Source organism: Stenotrophomonas sp. 01N47 (assembly GCF_056399165.1).
Genome location: NZ_JBFTQU010000005.1, coordinates 43,510 through 59,063, shown reverse-complemented (window position 1 = coordinate 59,063; position 15,554 = coordinate 43,510). Strand labels below are relative to the sequence as shown.

At 65.8% G+C, this 15,554-nt stretch carries 11 protein-coding genes; 4 read left to right on the top strand and 7 right to left on the bottom strand.

Annotated features, from left to right (window positions below; all coding sequences use genetic code 11):
* Nucleotides 1-13: 13 nt before the first annotated feature.
* Complete coding sequence (acnA, locus tag AC1DKR_RS10090; RefSeq protein WP_394197734.1) at nucleotides 14-2,767, bottom strand: aconitate hydratase AcnA; 2,754 nt, start codon at nucleotides 2,765-2,767, stop codon at nucleotides 14-16.
* Between the two features lie 299 nt (nucleotides 2,768-3,066).
* On the opposite strand from acnA, the gene AC1DKR_RS10085 reads away from it, so the two are divergent.
* From AC1DKR_RS10085 to AC1DKR_RS10070, 4 genes are all read left to right on the top strand, one after another.
* Nucleotides 3,067-3,291 carry an AbrB/MazE/SpoVT family DNA-binding domain-containing protein gene (locus AC1DKR_RS10085; protein WP_230111144.1) on the top strand — a complete coding sequence of 75 codons (225 nt, stop codon included), beginning with the start codon at nucleotides 3,067-3,069 and terminating at the stop codon, nucleotides 3,289-3,291.
* Between the two features lie 6 nt (nucleotides 3,292-3,297).
* Nucleotides 3,298-3,696, top strand: coding sequence for a type II toxin-antitoxin system VapC family toxin (locus tag AC1DKR_RS10080; protein WP_100465270.1), 399 nt, complete (start codon nucleotides 3,298-3,300; stop codon nucleotides 3,694-3,696).
* A gap of 39 nt (nucleotides 3,697-3,735) precedes the next feature.
* Complete coding sequence (gene acnB / locus AC1DKR_RS10075) at nucleotides 3,736-6,327, top strand: bifunctional aconitate hydratase 2/2-methylisocitrate dehydratase (RefSeq protein WP_313250110.1); 2,592 nt, start codon at nucleotides 3,736-3,738, stop codon at nucleotides 6,325-6,327.
* Between the two features lie 121 nt (nucleotides 6,328-6,448).
* Nucleotides 6,449-6,940, top strand: coding sequence for an energy transducer TonB (locus AC1DKR_RS10070; protein WP_312785823.1), 492 nt, complete (start codon nucleotides 6,449-6,451; stop codon nucleotides 6,938-6,940).
* Nucleotides 6,941-7,027: 87 nt separating this feature from the next.
* Here the strand turns inward: AC1DKR_RS10070 and AC1DKR_RS10065 are convergent, their stop codons facing one another.
* The 6 genes from AC1DKR_RS10065 to AC1DKR_RS10040 all read right to left on the bottom strand — a co-directional run bounded on the left by AC1DKR_RS10065 (nucleotide 7,028) and on the right by AC1DKR_RS10040 (nucleotide 15,527).
* Complete coding sequence (locus AC1DKR_RS10065) at nucleotides 7,028-7,399, bottom strand: hypothetical protein (RefSeq protein WP_312785822.1); 372 nt, start codon at nucleotides 7,397-7,399, stop codon at nucleotides 7,028-7,030.
* A 186-nt stretch (nucleotides 7,400-7,585) separates the two neighbouring features.
* Complete coding sequence (locus tag AC1DKR_RS10060) at nucleotides 7,586-8,659, bottom strand: protein-glutamate methylesterase/protein-glutamine glutaminase (protein ID WP_363733154.1); 1,074 nt, start codon at nucleotides 8,657-8,659, stop codon at nucleotides 7,586-7,588.
* Nucleotides 8,656-9,252, bottom strand: coding sequence for a chemoreceptor glutamine deamidase CheD (gene cheD / locus AC1DKR_RS10055; RefSeq protein ID WP_025878962.1), 597 nt, complete (start codon nucleotides 9,250-9,252; stop codon nucleotides 8,656-8,658). The genes AC1DKR_RS10060 and cheD overlap by 4 nt, the downstream gene beginning before the upstream one ends.
* On the bottom strand, nucleotides 9,249-10,118 hold the full coding sequence (locus AC1DKR_RS10050) for a CheR family methyltransferase (RefSeq protein WP_032975462.1): 870 nt from the start codon (nucleotides 10,116-10,118) through the stop codon (nucleotides 9,249-9,251). The genes cheD and AC1DKR_RS10050 overlap by 4 nt, the downstream gene beginning before the upstream one ends.
* Nucleotides 10,119-10,150: 32 nt before the next feature.
* Nucleotides 10,151-12,415 (bottom strand): methyl-accepting chemotaxis protein, encoded by a 2,265-nt coding sequence (locus tag AC1DKR_RS10045; RefSeq protein WP_088101329.1) that lies wholly within the window; start codon nucleotides 12,413-12,415, stop codon nucleotides 10,151-10,153.
* A gap of 742 nt (nucleotides 12,416-13,157) precedes the next feature.
* Complete coding sequence (locus AC1DKR_RS10040; protein WP_478032617.1) at nucleotides 13,158-15,527, bottom strand: methyl-accepting chemotaxis protein; 2,370 nt, start codon at nucleotides 15,525-15,527, stop codon at nucleotides 13,158-13,160.
* Between the last annotated feature and the right edge of the window lie 27 nt (nucleotides 15,528-15,554).

Below are 15,554 nucleotides of genomic sequence, written 5' to 3'. Positions count from 1 at the left end.
GCAGTACGCTCGATCAACGTGCAGCCAGCTGGCGCAGCACGTACTGCAGCAGGCCGCCGTGGCGGAAGTACTCCACTTCCTTCGGGGTCAGCAGCATCACCGAGACTTCGAAGGTCTTCTTGGTGCCGTCGGCCTTGGTCGCGGTGACCGTGGCGCGCTTGCTGGCGCCATCCTGCAGGCCGGTGACATCGATCACTTCCGAGCCATCCAGGCCCAGCGACTGTGCGTTTTCGCCGTTGCGGAACTGCAGCGGCAGCACGCCCATGCCGACCAGGTTGGAGCGGTGGATGCGTTCGAAGCTTTCGGCGATGACCGCCTTCACCCCCAGCAGCAGGGTGCCCTTGGCGGCCCAGTCACGCGACGAGCCGGTGCCGTATTCCTTGCCTGCCAGCACCACCAGCGGCACCTTGTCGGCCTTGTACTTCATTGCCGCATCGTAGATCGCCAGCTTTTCCGGCTGGCCGCCGTTGGCCGGGTAGTACAGGGTGTTGCCGCCTTCTTCGCCACCGAACATCAGGTTCTTGATGCGGATGTTGGCGAAGGTGCCGCGGACCATCACGTCATCGTTGCCGCGGCGGCTGCCGTAGCTGTTGAAGTCGGCCGGCTGCACGCCGCGCTCCTGCAGGAAGCGGCCCGCCGGCGAATCCTTCTTGATGTTGCCGGCCGGGGAGATATGGTCGGTGGTGATCGAATCGCCGAACAGGCCCATCACCCGTGCGCCGTGCACATCATCGATGCTGCCGACCTGCATGGTCATGCCATCGAAGTACGGCGGGTTCTTGATGTAGGTGGACGCATCGCTCCACGCGTACAGGTCACCGTCCGGCGAGGCGATGGTGTTCCAACGGGTATCGCCCTTGAACACGTCGGCGTAGTTCTGCTTGAACATCTCCGGGCCGACCGTGGCGGCGATGACGTCGCCGATTTCCTTGTTGCTTGGCCAGATGTCGCGCAGGTACACCGGCTGGCCATCGCTGCCGGTGCCCAGCGGCTCGGTGGTCAGGTCGATGTCGGTGGTGCCGGCGATGGCGTAGGCCACCACCAGCGGCGGGCTGGCCAGGTAGTTCATCTTCACTTCGGGGTGCACGCGGCCCTCGAAGTTGCGGTTGCCCGACAGCACCGAGGTCACCACCAGGTCGCCACTGGCGATGCCGGCGCTGACTTCGGTCGGCAGCGGGCCGGAGTTGCCGATGCAGGTGGTGCAGCCATAGCCCACTACGTAGAAGCCGATCTTCTCCAGCTCGGTGAGAACGCCGGCCTTTTCAAGATAGTCGGTGACCACGCGCGAGCCTGGGCCGAGCGAGGTCTTGACCCACGGCTTGCGGTCCAGTCCCTTGGCGGCCGCGTTGCGGGCCAGCAGGCCGGCGCCGATCATCACTGCCGGGTTGGAGGTGTTGGTGCACGAGGTGATGGCGGCGATGACCACCGCGCCGTCCTTCAGCCGTACCTTCCGGCCGTCCATCTCGATGTCGGCGTAGCCCTTGGCCAGCTGCTCGTTGCCAACTGCCGCGCCGCCGCCTTCATTGACGAAGGTGGAGACATCCTCGCTGCGCTTGTCGCGGTTGGCGGTCATGCCGACCAGCGCGTCGCGGTAGTTCTTTTGCACGTCTTCCAGCAGCACGCGGTCCTGCGGGCGCTTGGGGCCGGCCAGCGAGGGCTTCACCGTGCCCATGTCCAGTTCCAGCGTGGTGCTGTACTGCGCATGCGGGCTGTTGGCGTCGTGCCACAGGCCCTGCGCCTTGGCATAGGCTTCGACCAGGGCGATCTGCTCTTCGCTGCGGCCGGACAGGCGCAGGTAGGTCAGCGATTCGTTGTCGATCGGGAAGATGCCGCAGGTGGCGCCGTATTCGGGGGCCATGTTGCCAATGGTCGCGCGGTCGGCCAGTGGCAGATGCTGCAGGCCGTCGCCGTAGAACTCCACGAACTTGCCGACCACGCCGAGCTTGCGCAGCATCTGGGTGACGGTCAGCACCAGGTCGGTGGCGGTGGCGCCTTCGGGCATGCGGCCGGTCAGCTTGAAGCCGACCACCTGCGGGATCAGCATCGAGGACGGCTGGCCAAGCATGGCGGCCTCTGCTTCGATGCCGCCCACGCCCCAGCCGAGCACGCCGATGCCATTGATCATGGTGGTGTGGCTATCGGTGCCGAACACGGTATCGGGGTAGGCGACCGCCTTGCCGTCCTTGTCCGCGGTCATCACCACGCGGGCCAGGTTTTCCAGGTTCACCTGGTGGACGATGCCGGTGTTGGGCGGCACCACCTTGAAGTTGTCGAAGGCCTTCTGGCCCCAGCGCAGGAAGCCGTAGCGTTCCTGGTTGCGCTGGAATTCGATCTTGCCGTTGAGGTCCAGTGCGTCGGGCTTGCCGAACACATCCACCTGCACCGAGTGGTCGATGACCAGTTCGGAGGGAATCAGCGGATTGATCTGTTCGGGGCGGCCGCCGAGCTTGACCACCGCATCGCGCATCGCGGCCAGGTCGACCACGCAGGGCACGCCGGTGAAGTCCTGCAGGACCACGCGCGCGGGCATGAAGGCGATTTCGGTATCCGGTTCGGCGCTGGGCTGCCAGCGGGCGACGGCCTCGATGTGATCCTTGCCGACGGTGACGCCGCCATCCTCGTGCCGGAGCAGGTTCTCCAGCAGGATCTTCATCGAGTAGGGCAGGTGGGAGATGTCGAAGCGCTGGCCCAGCTTGGGCAGGCTGAAGTAGTCGTAGGTCTTGCCGCCGACGTCCAGCTGGCTGCGGGTGGAGAACGAATCGCTCATGCGGATGACTCCTCTTGCGGATGGCTTGCAGTGGCTCGTGCGTGGACGGGCCTGCTTGCGGTCGCCGCGGGCCTGCTGGCCCCGGTGCTCCCAGTATGAACCCCAAACTGAATGGATTCACCCGGGCCGGGTCAGGCCTGCGGCATCGGTTCCAGACTACAGGGGAAGGTGTATGGCGTATGTCACGTGTGTGGCCGATCCTTTGCGAGACAAGGGCTGGCGGAGTGCCGGTCCAGTTCAGGGTGGAAGTATGCCCGGGGAAGTATGTATAATTTGTGCATACTCTGGAGGGCCTACCGATGGAAGCCACTGTTGCAGAACGCGGACAGATCACCCTGCCCAAGGCGGTGCGTGATGCCCTCGGCCTGACCAAGGGCACCTTGCTGAAGGTCGAACTGGATGGCAGCCGCATCATCCTGCGCAAGAGTGTTGACGATGCCATTTCACGGGCGCGCGGCAAGTTCGCGCTGGATGGCTTCGAATCGGCCGATGCCGCCGTGCGTTCGGTGCGCGACGAGGAATAAGCCGTGATGATCGCCGTTGATTCACCGGTGCTGGTCGAGCTGCTCAGCAATGGTCCGCAGGCCGATGCCGTGGAGGCCATGCTCAGGCAGAGCCTGGTGGGTGGCCGCGTAGTGGTCTGCGGCGCGACCCTGGCCGAGGTCTGCGCATCGCTGCGCGGCGGTGCCGAGGTGCTCGAAGCGCTGGAAGAAATGGGCGTGCACTTCAACCCGATGGAAGCCAAGTCGGCGCTGCGCGCCGGCGAGATGCACCGCCGTCACCGCCAGCGCAGCGGCAGCCGCCGCAGCCTGGATGAATTCATGGTCGGCGCCCACGCACTGCTGCAGTGCGATGGCCTGATCACCTGGAACGACACGTTTTACCGCGACTACTTCAAGGGCCTGAAGCTGATCGTGCCGCAAGCCTGAGCCCGTCCAATCCTCAAATCGTATTACCCGGGAGTTGTCATGTTGGAAGCCTACCGCCACCACGTCGCCGAGCGCGCTGCGCTTGGCATCCCGCCCCTGCCGCTGACCGCGCAGCAGACGGCCGATGTCATCGAACTGCTGAAGAACCCGCCGCAGGGCGAGGCCGAGTTCCTGCTCGACCTGCTGACCCACCGCGTGCCGGCCGGTGTCGATGACGCTGCCAAGGTCAAGGCCTCGTACCTGGCCGCGATCGCACTGGGCAGCGAGCAGAACCCGCTGATCAGCCGCGAGCGCGCCACCGAACTGCTGGGCACCATGCTGGGCGGTTACAACGTCGCGCCGCTGGTGCAGCTGCTGGACGACGCCAGCGTCGGCGCCATCGCTGCCGACGCGCTGAAGAAGACCCTGCTGGTGTTCGATGCCTTCCACGACGTGCAGGAAAAGGCCAAGGCCGGCAACGCCAACGCCCAGGCCGTACTGCAGAGCTGGGCCGATGCCGAGTGGTTCACCAGCAACCCGGAAGTGCCGCAGAGCCTGACCGTCACCGTGTTCAAGGTGCCGGGTGAGACCAACACCGACGACCTGTCGCCGGCACCGGACGCGACCACCCGCCCGGACATTCCGATGCACGCCCTGGCGATGCTGAAGAACAAGCGTGACGACGCCGCGTTCACCCCGGAAGAAGACGGCAAGCGCGGCCCGATCCAGCAGATCCTGTCGCTGAAGGACAAGGGCCATCTGGTCGCCTATGTCGGCGACGTGGTCGGCACCGGTTCCTCGCGCAAGTCGGCCACCAACAGCGTGCTGTGGTGGACCGGCGATGACATTCCGTACATCCCGAACAAGCGCGCCGGTGGCGTCTGCCTGGGTTCGAAGATCGCCCCGATCTTCTACAACACCATGGAAGATGCCGGCGCGCTGCCGATCGAGCTGGACGTGTCGAAGATGGAGCACGGCGATGTGGTCGAGCTGCGTCCGTACGACGGCAAGGCACTGAAGAACGGCGAAGTGATCGCCGAGTTCCAGGTCAAGTCCGAAGTGCTGTTCGACGAAGTGCGTGCCGGTGGCCGCATTCCGCTGATCATCGGCCGTGGCCTGACCGGCAAGGCGCGTGAAGCGCTGGGCCTGGCTCCGACCGACCTGTTCCGCCTGCCGGTGCAGCCGGCCGACACCGGCAAGGGCTTCTCGCTGGCACAGAAGATGGTCGGCCGCGCCTGTGGCCTGGCTGAAGGGCAGGGCATGCGCCCGGGCACCTACTGCGAACCGAAGATGACCTCGGTGGGCTCGCAGGACACCACCGGTCCGATGACCCGCGACGAGCTGAAGGACCTGGCCTGCCTGGGCTTCTCGGCCGACCTGGTGATGCAGTCGTTCTGCCACACCGCGGCCTACCCGAAGCCGGTGGACGTCAAGACCCACCACACCCTGCCGGAATTCATCTCCACCCGTGGCGGCATCTCGCTGCGTCCGGGCGACGGCGTGATCCACAGCTGGCTCAACCGCATGCTGCTGCCGGACACCGTCGGTACCGGCGGCGACTCGCACACCCGTTTCCCGGTGGGCATTTCGTTCCCGGCCGGTTCGGGCCTGGTCGCCTTCGCCGCTGCCACCGGCGTCATGCCGCTGGACATGCCGGAGTCGGTGCTGGTGCGCTTCAAGGGCAAGATGCAGCCGGGCGTGACCCTGCGTGACCTGGTCAACGCAATCCCGCTGTACGCGATCAAGTCGGGCCTGCTGACCGTGGCCAAGGCTGGCAAGAAGAACATCTTCTCCGGCCGCATCCTGGAAATCGAAGGCCTGCCGGAACTGAAGGTCGAACAGGCCTTCGAACTGTCCGATGCCTCGGCCGAGCGTTCGGCGGCCGGCTGCTCGGTGCGCCTGAACAAGGAGCCGATCATCGAGTACCTGACCAGCAACATCACGCTGCTGAAGTGGATGATTGCCGAGGGTTACCAGGATCCGCGCTCGCTGCAGCGCCGTATCGAGAAGATGGAAGCGTGGCTGGCCAACCCGGAGCTGCTGGAGCCGGATGCCGACGCCGAGTACGCTGCCGTCATCGAGATCGACCTGGCCGACATCCACGAGCCGATCGTGGCCTGCCCGAACGACCCGGACGACGTGAAGACCCTGTCCGAAGTCGCTGGCGCCAAGATCGACGAAGTGTTCATCGGTTCGTGCATGACCAACATCGGTCACTTCCGTGCGGCTGCGAAGCTGCTGGAAGGCAAGCGTGACCTGCCGACCCGCCTGTGGGTGGCCCCGCCGACCAAGATGGATGCGTCCGAGCTGACCAAGGAAGGCGTGTACGGCACCTTCGGCGCGACCGGCGCACGCATGGAAATGCCGGGCTGCTCGCTGTGCATGGGCAACCAGGCGCAGATCCGCGAAGGCTCCACCGCGATGTCGACCTCGACCCGCAACTTCCCGAACCGCCTGGGCCGCAACACCAACGTGTACCTGGGTTCGGCCGAGCTGGCCGCGATCTGCTCGCGTCTGGGCCGCATCCCGACCAAGGAAGAGTACATGGCCGATATCGGTGTGATCGCCGCCAGCGGCAGCGAGATCTACCGCTACATGAACTTCGACCAGATCGAGGAATATCAGGACGTGGCCAACACGGTCGCTGCCTGATCCTGCTGATCGGTTGATGATGTAAACGAAGAACCCCCGGTGAAAGCCGGGGGTTTTTTGTGGGCACCTGCGGCGCCGGCTGCGGGTTAGACTTCGACGCGGCTTTTTCAGGAAGACATGGATGTTGGCGGATCGACGACGCTGGGTAGCGCTGGGAGCAATGATGGCGGGCTGGGCCATGGCACCGGCTGCAATCGCGCAGCAGGATGTGCGGGCCGATGAAGAGTCTGCCGATACGCGGATGAGCGCTGACGAACGCAGGGTGTTCCTGCTGCAGGAACAGTTCTTGGAGATCGCCCGGGCCAACGCGTCAAGGTCTGAGACTGCCGAAAAGGTGGAAACCTACGCCTCGGTCGATACCGACTCGCAGCGGCAGCATCCCGTGCAGCTTGAGAACCATCAGCCACCCGAGCGCGGAGTTGGTGCGGCCACGCTGCTGGTGGACGTAGACGAGCAGGGCCGCCCGTATGCTGTGGAGATCGCGCGCGGCAGTGGATCGGCGGCGCTGGATACGGCGGCCGTGGAGGCGGCGTATCGATGGAGCTACAACGCCGCCAGCAGGGATGGCGTGCCGGTGCGCGGAAAGGTGCGGATCACGGTGTCGGTACCGTAACTGCGACTGCGTGAAGTAGCGGTGCCGGGCATTGCCCGGCAGGCAGTTGAAGCGGAGAACCCACGGGCGCATTCCGAGGGTCATCTGCTACTGGATGGTCCAGTCGGCAGTGCCTTGAAGGCGCTTCCCGGCAAAGAGCACATTGCCCCGGCCACCGGAGACGTCCATCTCGAACCAGGGCAGCCCATCACGGTGCAGCGGACGCACATAGGCCCGCTTCCGTGCGCGGTCGAATTCGATGTAGTACCGGCGACGGACGTTCGCTGCATCGGGAGCAGACGGTCCCGACCAGCTGACGTTCACCTCGCCGGGATCCTCACGGCCCACCAGCATCAGCATGAAGAACACATCACCCTGCTTGGCTTGGAAGTAGAACAGATCACCACTGGCGGCGGCGGGTGCCAGTGGCAGTGACAGCAGTGTGGCCGCCAGCACGGCCTTCCATATCCCTGTGATCATGCGCAGCATTCCTTGTGCAATACGGCTATCAAAGCACAGATGCGGGCAGCCCGTTGAACCGAAGAACCCTGGTGAAAGCCGAAGTTTTTTGTTGCGTGATGGCCTGTAGAGCCGAGCCCATGCTCGGCTTGCCGGAGCGGGGCCCGAAAAGCAGCCGAGCATGGGCTCGGCTCTACAGCCGTCCCATCAGCTGCGGGACAGCGCCAGCAATCGCTCGGCAATGCGCTCCAGCGGCACCTGTTCTTCGGCCGCGCCCAGCTTGAAGGCTGCACCGGGCATGCCCCAGACCACGCTGGAGGCTTCGTCCTGCACCAGCGTCGGTGCGCCGGCCTGGCGCATTTCCAGCAGGCCGCGTGCGCCGTCATCGCCCATGCCGGTGAGGATGGCGCCGATGGCATTGCCGCCGGCGGCCTGCGCCACCGAACGGAACAGCACGTCCACCGCCGGCTTGTGGCGGTTCACCGCGGGGCCGTCATCCACACGGCAGCGCCAGCGCGCACCGTCGCGGATGATCCGCAGGTGCTTGCCGCCGGGCGGCAGGTACGCGTGGCCGGGCAGCACTGCTTCGCCATCGCTGGCTTCGCGTACGGCCATGGCCGAATGGCGGTCCAGACGCTCGGCGAAGGCGGTGCTGAAGCTGGCGGGCAGGTGCTGGGTCATCACCACGGCCGGACCGTCGGCGGGCATGCCTTCCAGCACCACGCGCAATGCTTCGGTACCGCCAGCCGACGAGCCGATGGCGATCAGGCGGTCGGTGGTGCGGAACTGCGTTGCTGCCGGGCGCGCGGCAGGGGCGGCATCCAGCGTGAGTTTCGGCGTGGCCACGCGTACCAGCGGGCGCACCCGGGAACGCGCAGCCATCTTCACCTTGGCGATGATTTCGTCGGCATAGCCTTGCAGGCCGCGGGCCACGTCGAGCTTGGGCTTGGACACGAAGTCCACCGCGCCCAGGCCCAGTGCCTGCAGGGTGGTATCGGCGCCGCGTTCGGTCAGCGAAGAGATCATCACCACCGGCAGCGGGTGCAGGCGCATCAGGTTTTCCAGGAACGCCAGGCCATCCATCCGTGGCATTTCCACGTCCAGGGTGATCACGTCCGGGGCCAGGCGCTTGATCTTCTCGCGGGCCAGCAGCGGGTCGGCGGCGGTGCCGACCACGTCGATGGCCGGATCGCTGGACAGGATCTCGGTAAGCATCTGCCGCACGACGGCGGAGTCGTCGACGATCAGGACCCGGCAGGGGGCGTTGCCGGTCAGGGTCATTCGAACAGCTCCACGCCACCGGTGACCGGGGCCTTGGACAGGCGTGCGCGCACGGCCGATTCGGTCGCGGCGACTTCGGCTTCGTGGGCGTGCGGCAGGCGCTGCACGACGACGCGGCCGGTATCGGCGAAGAACCAGATCTTGCGCGGATGGATGCCGCACAGGTCCTCGGCGAGGATCGGGATGTGTTCGGCCTGCAGGTACTGGCGCACGAACTCGGCGTTGCGCGTGCCTACCGGATTGCTGGTGAAGCCCTTCAGCACGTTGGCGCCGCCGAACACCTTCGCCTCGATGCGCTTGCGGTGGGCGCCGCGCTTGAGCATGTCGTTGATCAGCAGTTCCATCGCATAGCTGCCATAGCGCGCGGGCGCGCCGTCGCCGGCGTTGCCTTCGGGCAGCAGGAAGTGGTTCATGCCACCGATCTTCAGCACCGGGTCGCGCAGGCACGCGGCCACGCAGGAGCCCAGCGTAGTGGTCAGCGCAGTGGTGTCATCCACCACCAGGTACTGGGTCGGCAGCAGCTTGGCGGCGATGGTCTTGAAGCGTGCGTCCTGGTAGCGCATCACATCGTCGGTACGCAGTGATGCGTTCATGCGCCGGCCTTTGCTGCACGACGGTACAGGGTGCGCCCGCAGGGCTGGATCAGATCGGCAGCGTGCAGGTAGTTCTCCGAGTGGCCAGTGTAGAGCAGGCCGTCGTCGGCCAGGTGATTGACCAGGCGGCCAAGAATCGCGCGCTGGGTCGGCTTGTCGAAGTAGATCATCACGTTGCGGCAGAACAGCGCATCGAATGGGCCGCCGACGTCGTATCGCGGTGCCAGCAGGTTCAACGGGCGGAATTCGATCAGCTCGCGCAGCGCCGGCAGCACGCGACACTGGCCTTCGTTGGGACCACTGCCACGCTGGAAATAGCGGCGACGCAGGTCCGGGTCGAGGCCGGCGACACGGTCGATGTTGTAGACGCCGCGGCCGGCGGTGGCCAGCACCTGGGTGTCAACGTCGGTGGCGACGATGCGCACCGGCGGCTTCAGGGTGCCGAACGCTTCGCAGGCGGTGATCGCCATCGAGTAGGGTTCTTCGCCGGTGGAGGCGGCGCACGACCACAACAGCAGCGGACCGCGCCCGTTGCGCTGCTGCAGCTCTTCGCGCAGCTTGTCGAAATGGTGCGGCTCGCGGAAGAACGCAGTGAGGTTGGTGGTCAGCGCATTGGTGAATGCCTGCCACTCGTCACCATCACCCTGTTCCAGGTGGTCCAGGTACTGCTGGAAGCTGCGCATGCCCAGCGTGCGCAGCCGGCGTGACAGGCGTCCGTACACCATGTCGCGCTTGGCCGGGGCGAGGGCGATGCCCACGCGCTGGTAGATCAGGTCGCAGACGCGGCGGAAATCACGGTCGGCGAATTCGAATTCGCGCGTACCGCTGACGATGGGGGTAGGGCTCTGCACGGGTGACGTGTCCATCGGCGGGGCGGCGGCCGGAGCCGCCGCGAGGATCAGAATTCCTGCCAGTCGCCGTCGTTGGAGACGACGGTGCTGGAGTGGGTACGGCGGATCGGTGCGGGCGTCGACAACGGTCGCGAAGGCGCAGGGCTGGCAGCCTTCGGCGCGACCTTGGCGGTCACCGCCTTCACTGCGACAGCGACCTGGTTGTCGAGGCGGAAGATCGCCACGGCGTCGGCCAGCTGTGCGGCCTGGTCTTCCATCGCCCGTGCCGCAGCGGTGGCTTCTTCCACCAGCGCGGCGTTCTGCTGGGTGGTTTCGTCCATCTGCACCACGGTCTGGTTGACCTGCTCGATGCCGGCCGACTGTTCCTGCGAGGCGGCGGAGATCTCGGCCATGATGTCGGTCACACGCTGCACCGACGCGACGATCTCGCCCATGGTGCTGCCGGCCTGGTGGACCAGGCTGGAACCTTCGGCGACCTTGCCGACCGAGTCGTCGATCAGCCCCTTGATCTCCTTGGCGGCGGCGGCCGAGCGTTGGGCGAGGGTACGCACTTCGCTGGCGACCACGGCAAAGCCACGGCCCTGTTCGCCGGCACGAGCCGCTTCCACTGCGGCATTGAGCGCCAGGATGTTGGTCTGGAAGGCGATGCCATCGATGACCGAGATGATCTCGGCGATCTTCTTCGAGGAGGCTTCGATGGCCGACATGGTGGTGACCACCTGGCCGACCACGCTGCCGCCCTGCGAGGCCACGCCATGCGCGCCGATGGCGAGCTGGTTGGCCTGGCGCGCGTGTTCGGCGTTCTGGCGCACGGTAGAGGTCAGTTCCTCCATCGAGGCGGCGGTTTCTTCCAGATTGGCGGCCTGCTGCTCGGTACGGCGCGACAGGTCGCTGTTGCCCGACGCGATTTCGCCGGCCGACAGGGTGATGCTGGAGGCACTGGCCTGGATCTGGCCGACGATCTGGGTCAGCTGGCTGACCGTGGCGTTTGCATCGTCGCGCATGCGGGCGAACACGCCCTGGTAGTCACCGTGCATGCGTGCCGTCAGGTCGCCGTCGGCAATGGACGACAGCAGCTGCGAGAGCTTGCCTAGGTTGTCATCGCTGACTGCCATCATGGCATTGAGGTTTTCCAGCATGGTGCGGAAATCGTGATCGAAGCGCTGTGCATCGCCGCGCTGGCTGAAGTCGCCCGCGGCGGCGGCACTGGCCAGCTGCTTGATCTCGGCGTTGATGCGACCGAGGTTGGCCTTGACCGTGTCGACGGTGGTGGTCATCGCCGCCTTTTCGCCCGGATAGCGCGCGATGTCGCTGCTGAGGTCGCCCACGGCGTACTGCTGCACGACGTTCAGTACATCGTGCAGGGTCTGCACGTGGCTGCCGACGAGGACGTTGGTTTCCTGCACCATCAGTCCGTATTCGCCGGGGAAGCTGCTGGCGTCGATGCGGTAGCTGAGTTCACCGCCATCGTGGCGGCGCGCCATCTCGCGCTGGCCACTGATGACCGCGTGCAGCTGCTGCTGCATGCGCGACATTGCCTCCAGCAGGCGACCGGTTTCATCATGCGGCTGCGGGCCGATGTGGCTGTCCAGCTTGCCGCCGGCAATGCCTTCGGCCACGGCGGTGGCCTGCTTCAGCGGGCGAGCGATGCGGTTGCCGATGACCCAGCTCAATGCGAGCACGATCAGCACCAGCACGCCACCGGCCAGGGTCATGATGGCGGTGAAGACCAGTGCCTGCTGCTGCACGTCATCCATGTACACGCCGCTGCTGACCACCCAGTTCCAGGGCTTGAACAGGCCGGCGTAGGCGACCTTTTCGACTTCCCCCTTCTCGCCGGGCTTGGCCCATCGATAAGCGACGAAACCGCCGCCGGCCTTGGCCGCTTCGATCTGGTCGTAGTAGATGCGGATGCCATCGCCGGTACGGAAATCCTTCATGTCCTTGCCCACCAGATCCTTGCGGAACGGGTGCATGAGCACGTGATAGCCGGTGTCGTAGATGTTGTAGTAATAGGTATCGTTATGCGCGCGCATGACTTCCAGCGCCTGCAGCGCGGCGGCCTTGGCAGCTTCTTCGCTGAGCTCGCCGGTTCCGGCCAGGCGATGGTAGTGGTCGAGGATGCCGTAGCTCAGTTCGACCTGGGTCTTCAGCGAAGACTTGCGGGTATCGGTCAGGTCCAGGTACTGCATGCGGGCAGCGATCACCGAGAGCGCGATCACGCCGAGTGCGATCAGCAGCGTGAGCAGATTGAGCTTGCGTCGGACGGAGAGATTGCTGAAGTAGTGTTGCCAGCGATGCAGGAGATTCATCGAGCAGTACCCGGGTGGTGGTGGGTGGAGGCGCCGGTGCTGATCGGGAGCAGCGGTGACATGACCGTTATCGGCCGCGGGGGCGGGGGATTGAGGTGGGCTGTTCGAACGTATTCAGGTTTGCTTGCAGCGGCGGCTGCGGCGCTGCCTGCGGCAGGCTTTGAAGCAACAGCAACAGCAACAGCAACAGCAACAGCGCTCATGACTCTGTGTTGATACGTGCTGGTATGGGTCGGGGCGGCCAGGCGGGACACGCCGTAAACCCATCCATGGGGGCTCGATGGCGCCATCCATGGCGCCAACGGTCCCGCCTGACCGCCCCGACCCATCCCTTCGGGTTTCACTGGCTCGGACGGCAAGAGCGTTGGTGTCATCGGGTGGAAAGAGGGGTCAGATCCGTTTTCCTGCGGAAAACGGATCTGACCCCGGAAGCGCTGCAGCTGTGGCTTTGCTCTTTGCTTTTCTTTCTTCAATCCGGGGTGGATGCGCACGGAAAGTGTCCGTGGCCGGGAGGGTGGGTTGCGCAGGGGTGTCCGCGGCATGGATGCCGCGGCCAAGCCCCCAGGGATGGGTTCACGGCGTCCCCTGCGCGCCCCCCCCTCCCGGCCCAAGCGAAGGAAATCCGCCGCTCTCCACGACCACCCCGAGGGGCTTCGCCGTTGGCTGGATAATCAGATACTCCGTAAACGAAAACGCCCCGGCGCAGGGCCAAGGCGTCTTCGTACATCAGGTCGGGCAGGAATCAGAATTCCTGCCAGTCTCCGTCGGCCAGTTCGGTCACTGCCGGGCGACCGCCGCTGACGCGCCGGGCCGGCGGTGCCATCGGCGCTGGTGCTGCCGGTGCAGCAGCACGCGGTGCCGGCGTGCGGGCGGCGACCACGGCTTCGGCTTCGTCGACCACGAAGATCGAGACCGCCTCGCTGAGGTGGCCCGCCTGTTCTTCCATCGCACGTGCGGCGGCGGTGGCTTCTTCCACCAGCGCGGCGTTCTGCTGGGTGGTTTCGTCCATCTGCACCACGGTCTGGTTGACCTGTTCGATGCCGGCGCTCTGCTCCTGCGAGGCAGCAGAGATCTCGGACATGATGTCGGTCACGCGCTGCACCGAGGCGACGATCTCGCCCATGGTGGCGCCGGCCTTGTGCACCAGCGCCGAGCCGTCGTTGACCTTGCCGACCGAGTCGTCGATCAGGCCCTTGATTTCCTTGGCGGCGGCAGCCGAGCGCTGGGCGAGGGTACGCACTTCGCTGGCGACCACGGCGAAACCGCGGCCCTGTTCGCCGGCACGGGCCGCTTCCACCGCGGCGTTCAGCGCCAGGATGTTGGTCTGGAAGGCAATGCCGTCGATGACCGAGATGATTTCCGCGATCTTCTTCGACGAGGCCTGGATGGCCGACATGGTGGTGACCACCTGGCCGACCACTTCGCCACCCTGCGACGCCACGCCGTGCGCGCCGATGGCGAGCTGGTTGGCCTGGCGTGCGTGCTCGGCGTTCTGGCGAACGGTGGAAGTCAGCTCCTCCATCGAGGCGGCGGTTTCCTCCAGGTTCGCGGCCTGCTGTTCGGTACGGCGCGACAGGTCACTGTTGCCGGAGGCGATTTCGCCGGCGGCCGAGCTGATCGCACGGCTGGACTGCTTGATGCGGGTGACGATCTCGCTCAGCTGTGCGGCCGTGGCGTTGGCATCATCACGCATGCGGGCGAACACGCCCTGGTAGTCGCCGTGCATGCGCACGGTCAGGTCACCCTGCGACAGTGCGGCGAGCAGGCCGGAGATCTGTTCGATGCTGCCCGAGTTGGCATCCAGCAGGCCGTTGATCTGCTGGGCCAGCTGCAGGAAGAAGCCTTCCTTGTCGTTGGCATCGATGCGGCCGGACAGGTCGCCGGCAGCGGCCTGGGCGATCACCCGTGCCACTTCCGCCTCGACCTGCGCTTCCTGGGTGCGGTCGCGCCATTCCACCACGTAGCCGACGGTGTCGCCGTCTTCGTTGCGGATGGTCGACACGACCTGGGCGAACTGGGCATCGCCGTACTGCATCGGGCGGCGGGCAACGCCATGCTGCTTGAGGTTGGCCAGCAGGGTGTTGTCCATCTCGCCGCGGTGTTCAAGCACGGTGACCGGCTTGCCGACCAGCGAGGCGTGGACGTCGAAGTCGGGCAGGTCGCGGCGCAACTCGTCCTGGTACTGGGCCAGGGTCTGCTGCAGGGCGCGGTTGCTGTAGACGATGGTGTTGTTGGGGTCGGTCAGGTAGACGCCGGTCGAGCTGTAATCCAGCGCGGTGCGGATGCGCAGGTTCTCGCGGGCGATGGCCTGGTCGGTTTCGGTGCGCTCGCGCAGGTCGCGCTGCATGCGCTGCATGGCCTGCATCAGTTCGCCCACTTCGTCCTGGCGGCTGACATCGATGTGACCATCGAGCTTGCCACCGGCGACGTCGTTGGCCACCGAGACGGCGCCACGTACGCTGCCGACCAGGGCACGGGCGAACAGCCACACCAGCACCAGGCCGAGCGCGGCGCCGCCGAGCAGGGCGATGACGGTCAGCACGGCCGAGGCGGAGTAGGTGGAGGCGGCTTCGTCGCGCGAGGCGCGGGCGAGGCGGTTGTCTTCGGCGATCAGCGCTTCAAGCGCGGCGCCGGCCTTGCGGTGTTTGGTGCGGGTCTCGCCGACGAAGGTGTCGATCGCATCGTCGGGCAGGTCCAGCTCCAGCATTTCGGTGACGCTGTCATATGAGGCCAGCGCGTCCTTCCAGTCCTTGGCGAAGGTGTCGAACAGCTTCTTCTGCTGTGCGTTGTCGACCAGCTTCGGATAGTCCTTGATCGACTTGTCCATGCTGGTGCGCAGTTCGACGGCCTGCTTGCGGGCGTCGGCCTTGACGTCGTCGCTGGCGCGGATCAGCTGCTGGTAGGCGCTGTTGCGGTACTCGCCGAGCATGCCACGCATCTCGCCGGCCATGCGGATGCTCTCCATGCGTGAACCAGCCAGTTCGGTGGTCACGTTGTTCAGCGAATGCAGGCCACGGTAGGCGACGATGCCCTGCAGCAGCATCACCAGCAAGAGGACACCGAAGGTCAGCATGAGCTTCGGCATCAGTTTCAGGTTGTTGATCCACGGCATGGGCGTTGCGATCTCCTAAGGCAGACG

Excerpts from the sequence above, each read along its gene's own strand:
- acnA (WP_394197734.1), bottom strand. The coding sequence starts at position 2,767 with ATGAGCGATTCGTTCTCCACCCGCAGCCAGCTGGACGTCGGCGGCAAG.
- AC1DKR_RS10085 (WP_230111144.1), top strand. The coding sequence starts at position 3,067 with ATGGAAGCCACTGTTGCAGAACGCGGACAGATCACCCTGCCCAAGGCG.
- AC1DKR_RS10080 (WP_100465270.1), top strand. The coding sequence starts at position 3,298 with ATGATCGCCGTTGATTCACCGGTGCTGGTCGAGCTGCTCAGCAATGGT.
- acnB (WP_313250110.1), top strand. The coding sequence starts at position 3,736 with ATGTTGGAAGCCTACCGCCACCACGTCGCCGAGCGCGCTGCGCTTGGC.
- AC1DKR_RS10070 (WP_312785823.1), top strand. The coding sequence starts at position 6,449 with ATGTTGGCGGATCGACGACGCTGGGTAGCGCTGGGAGCAATGATGGCG.
- AC1DKR_RS10065 (WP_312785822.1), bottom strand. The coding sequence starts at position 7,399 with ATGATCACAGGGATATGGAAGGCCGTGCTGGCGGCCACACTGCTGTCA.
- AC1DKR_RS10060 (WP_363733154.1), bottom strand. The coding sequence starts at position 8,659 with ATGACCCTGACCGGCAACGCCCCCTGCCGGGTCCTGATCGTCGACGAC.
- cheD (WP_025878962.1), bottom strand. The coding sequence starts at position 9,252 with ATGAACGCATCACTGCGTACCGACGATGTGATGCGCTACCAGGACGCA.
- AC1DKR_RS10050 (WP_032975462.1), bottom strand. The coding sequence starts at position 10,118 with ATGGACACGTCACCCGTGCAGAGCCCTACCCCCATCGTCAGCGGTACG.
- AC1DKR_RS10045 (WP_088101329.1), bottom strand. The coding sequence starts at position 12,415 with ATGAATCTCCTGCATCGCTGGCAACACTACTTCAGCAATCTCTCCGTC.
- AC1DKR_RS10040 (WP_478032617.1), bottom strand. The coding sequence starts at position 15,527 with ATGCCGTGGATCAACAACCTGAAACTGATGCCGAAGCTCATGCTGACC.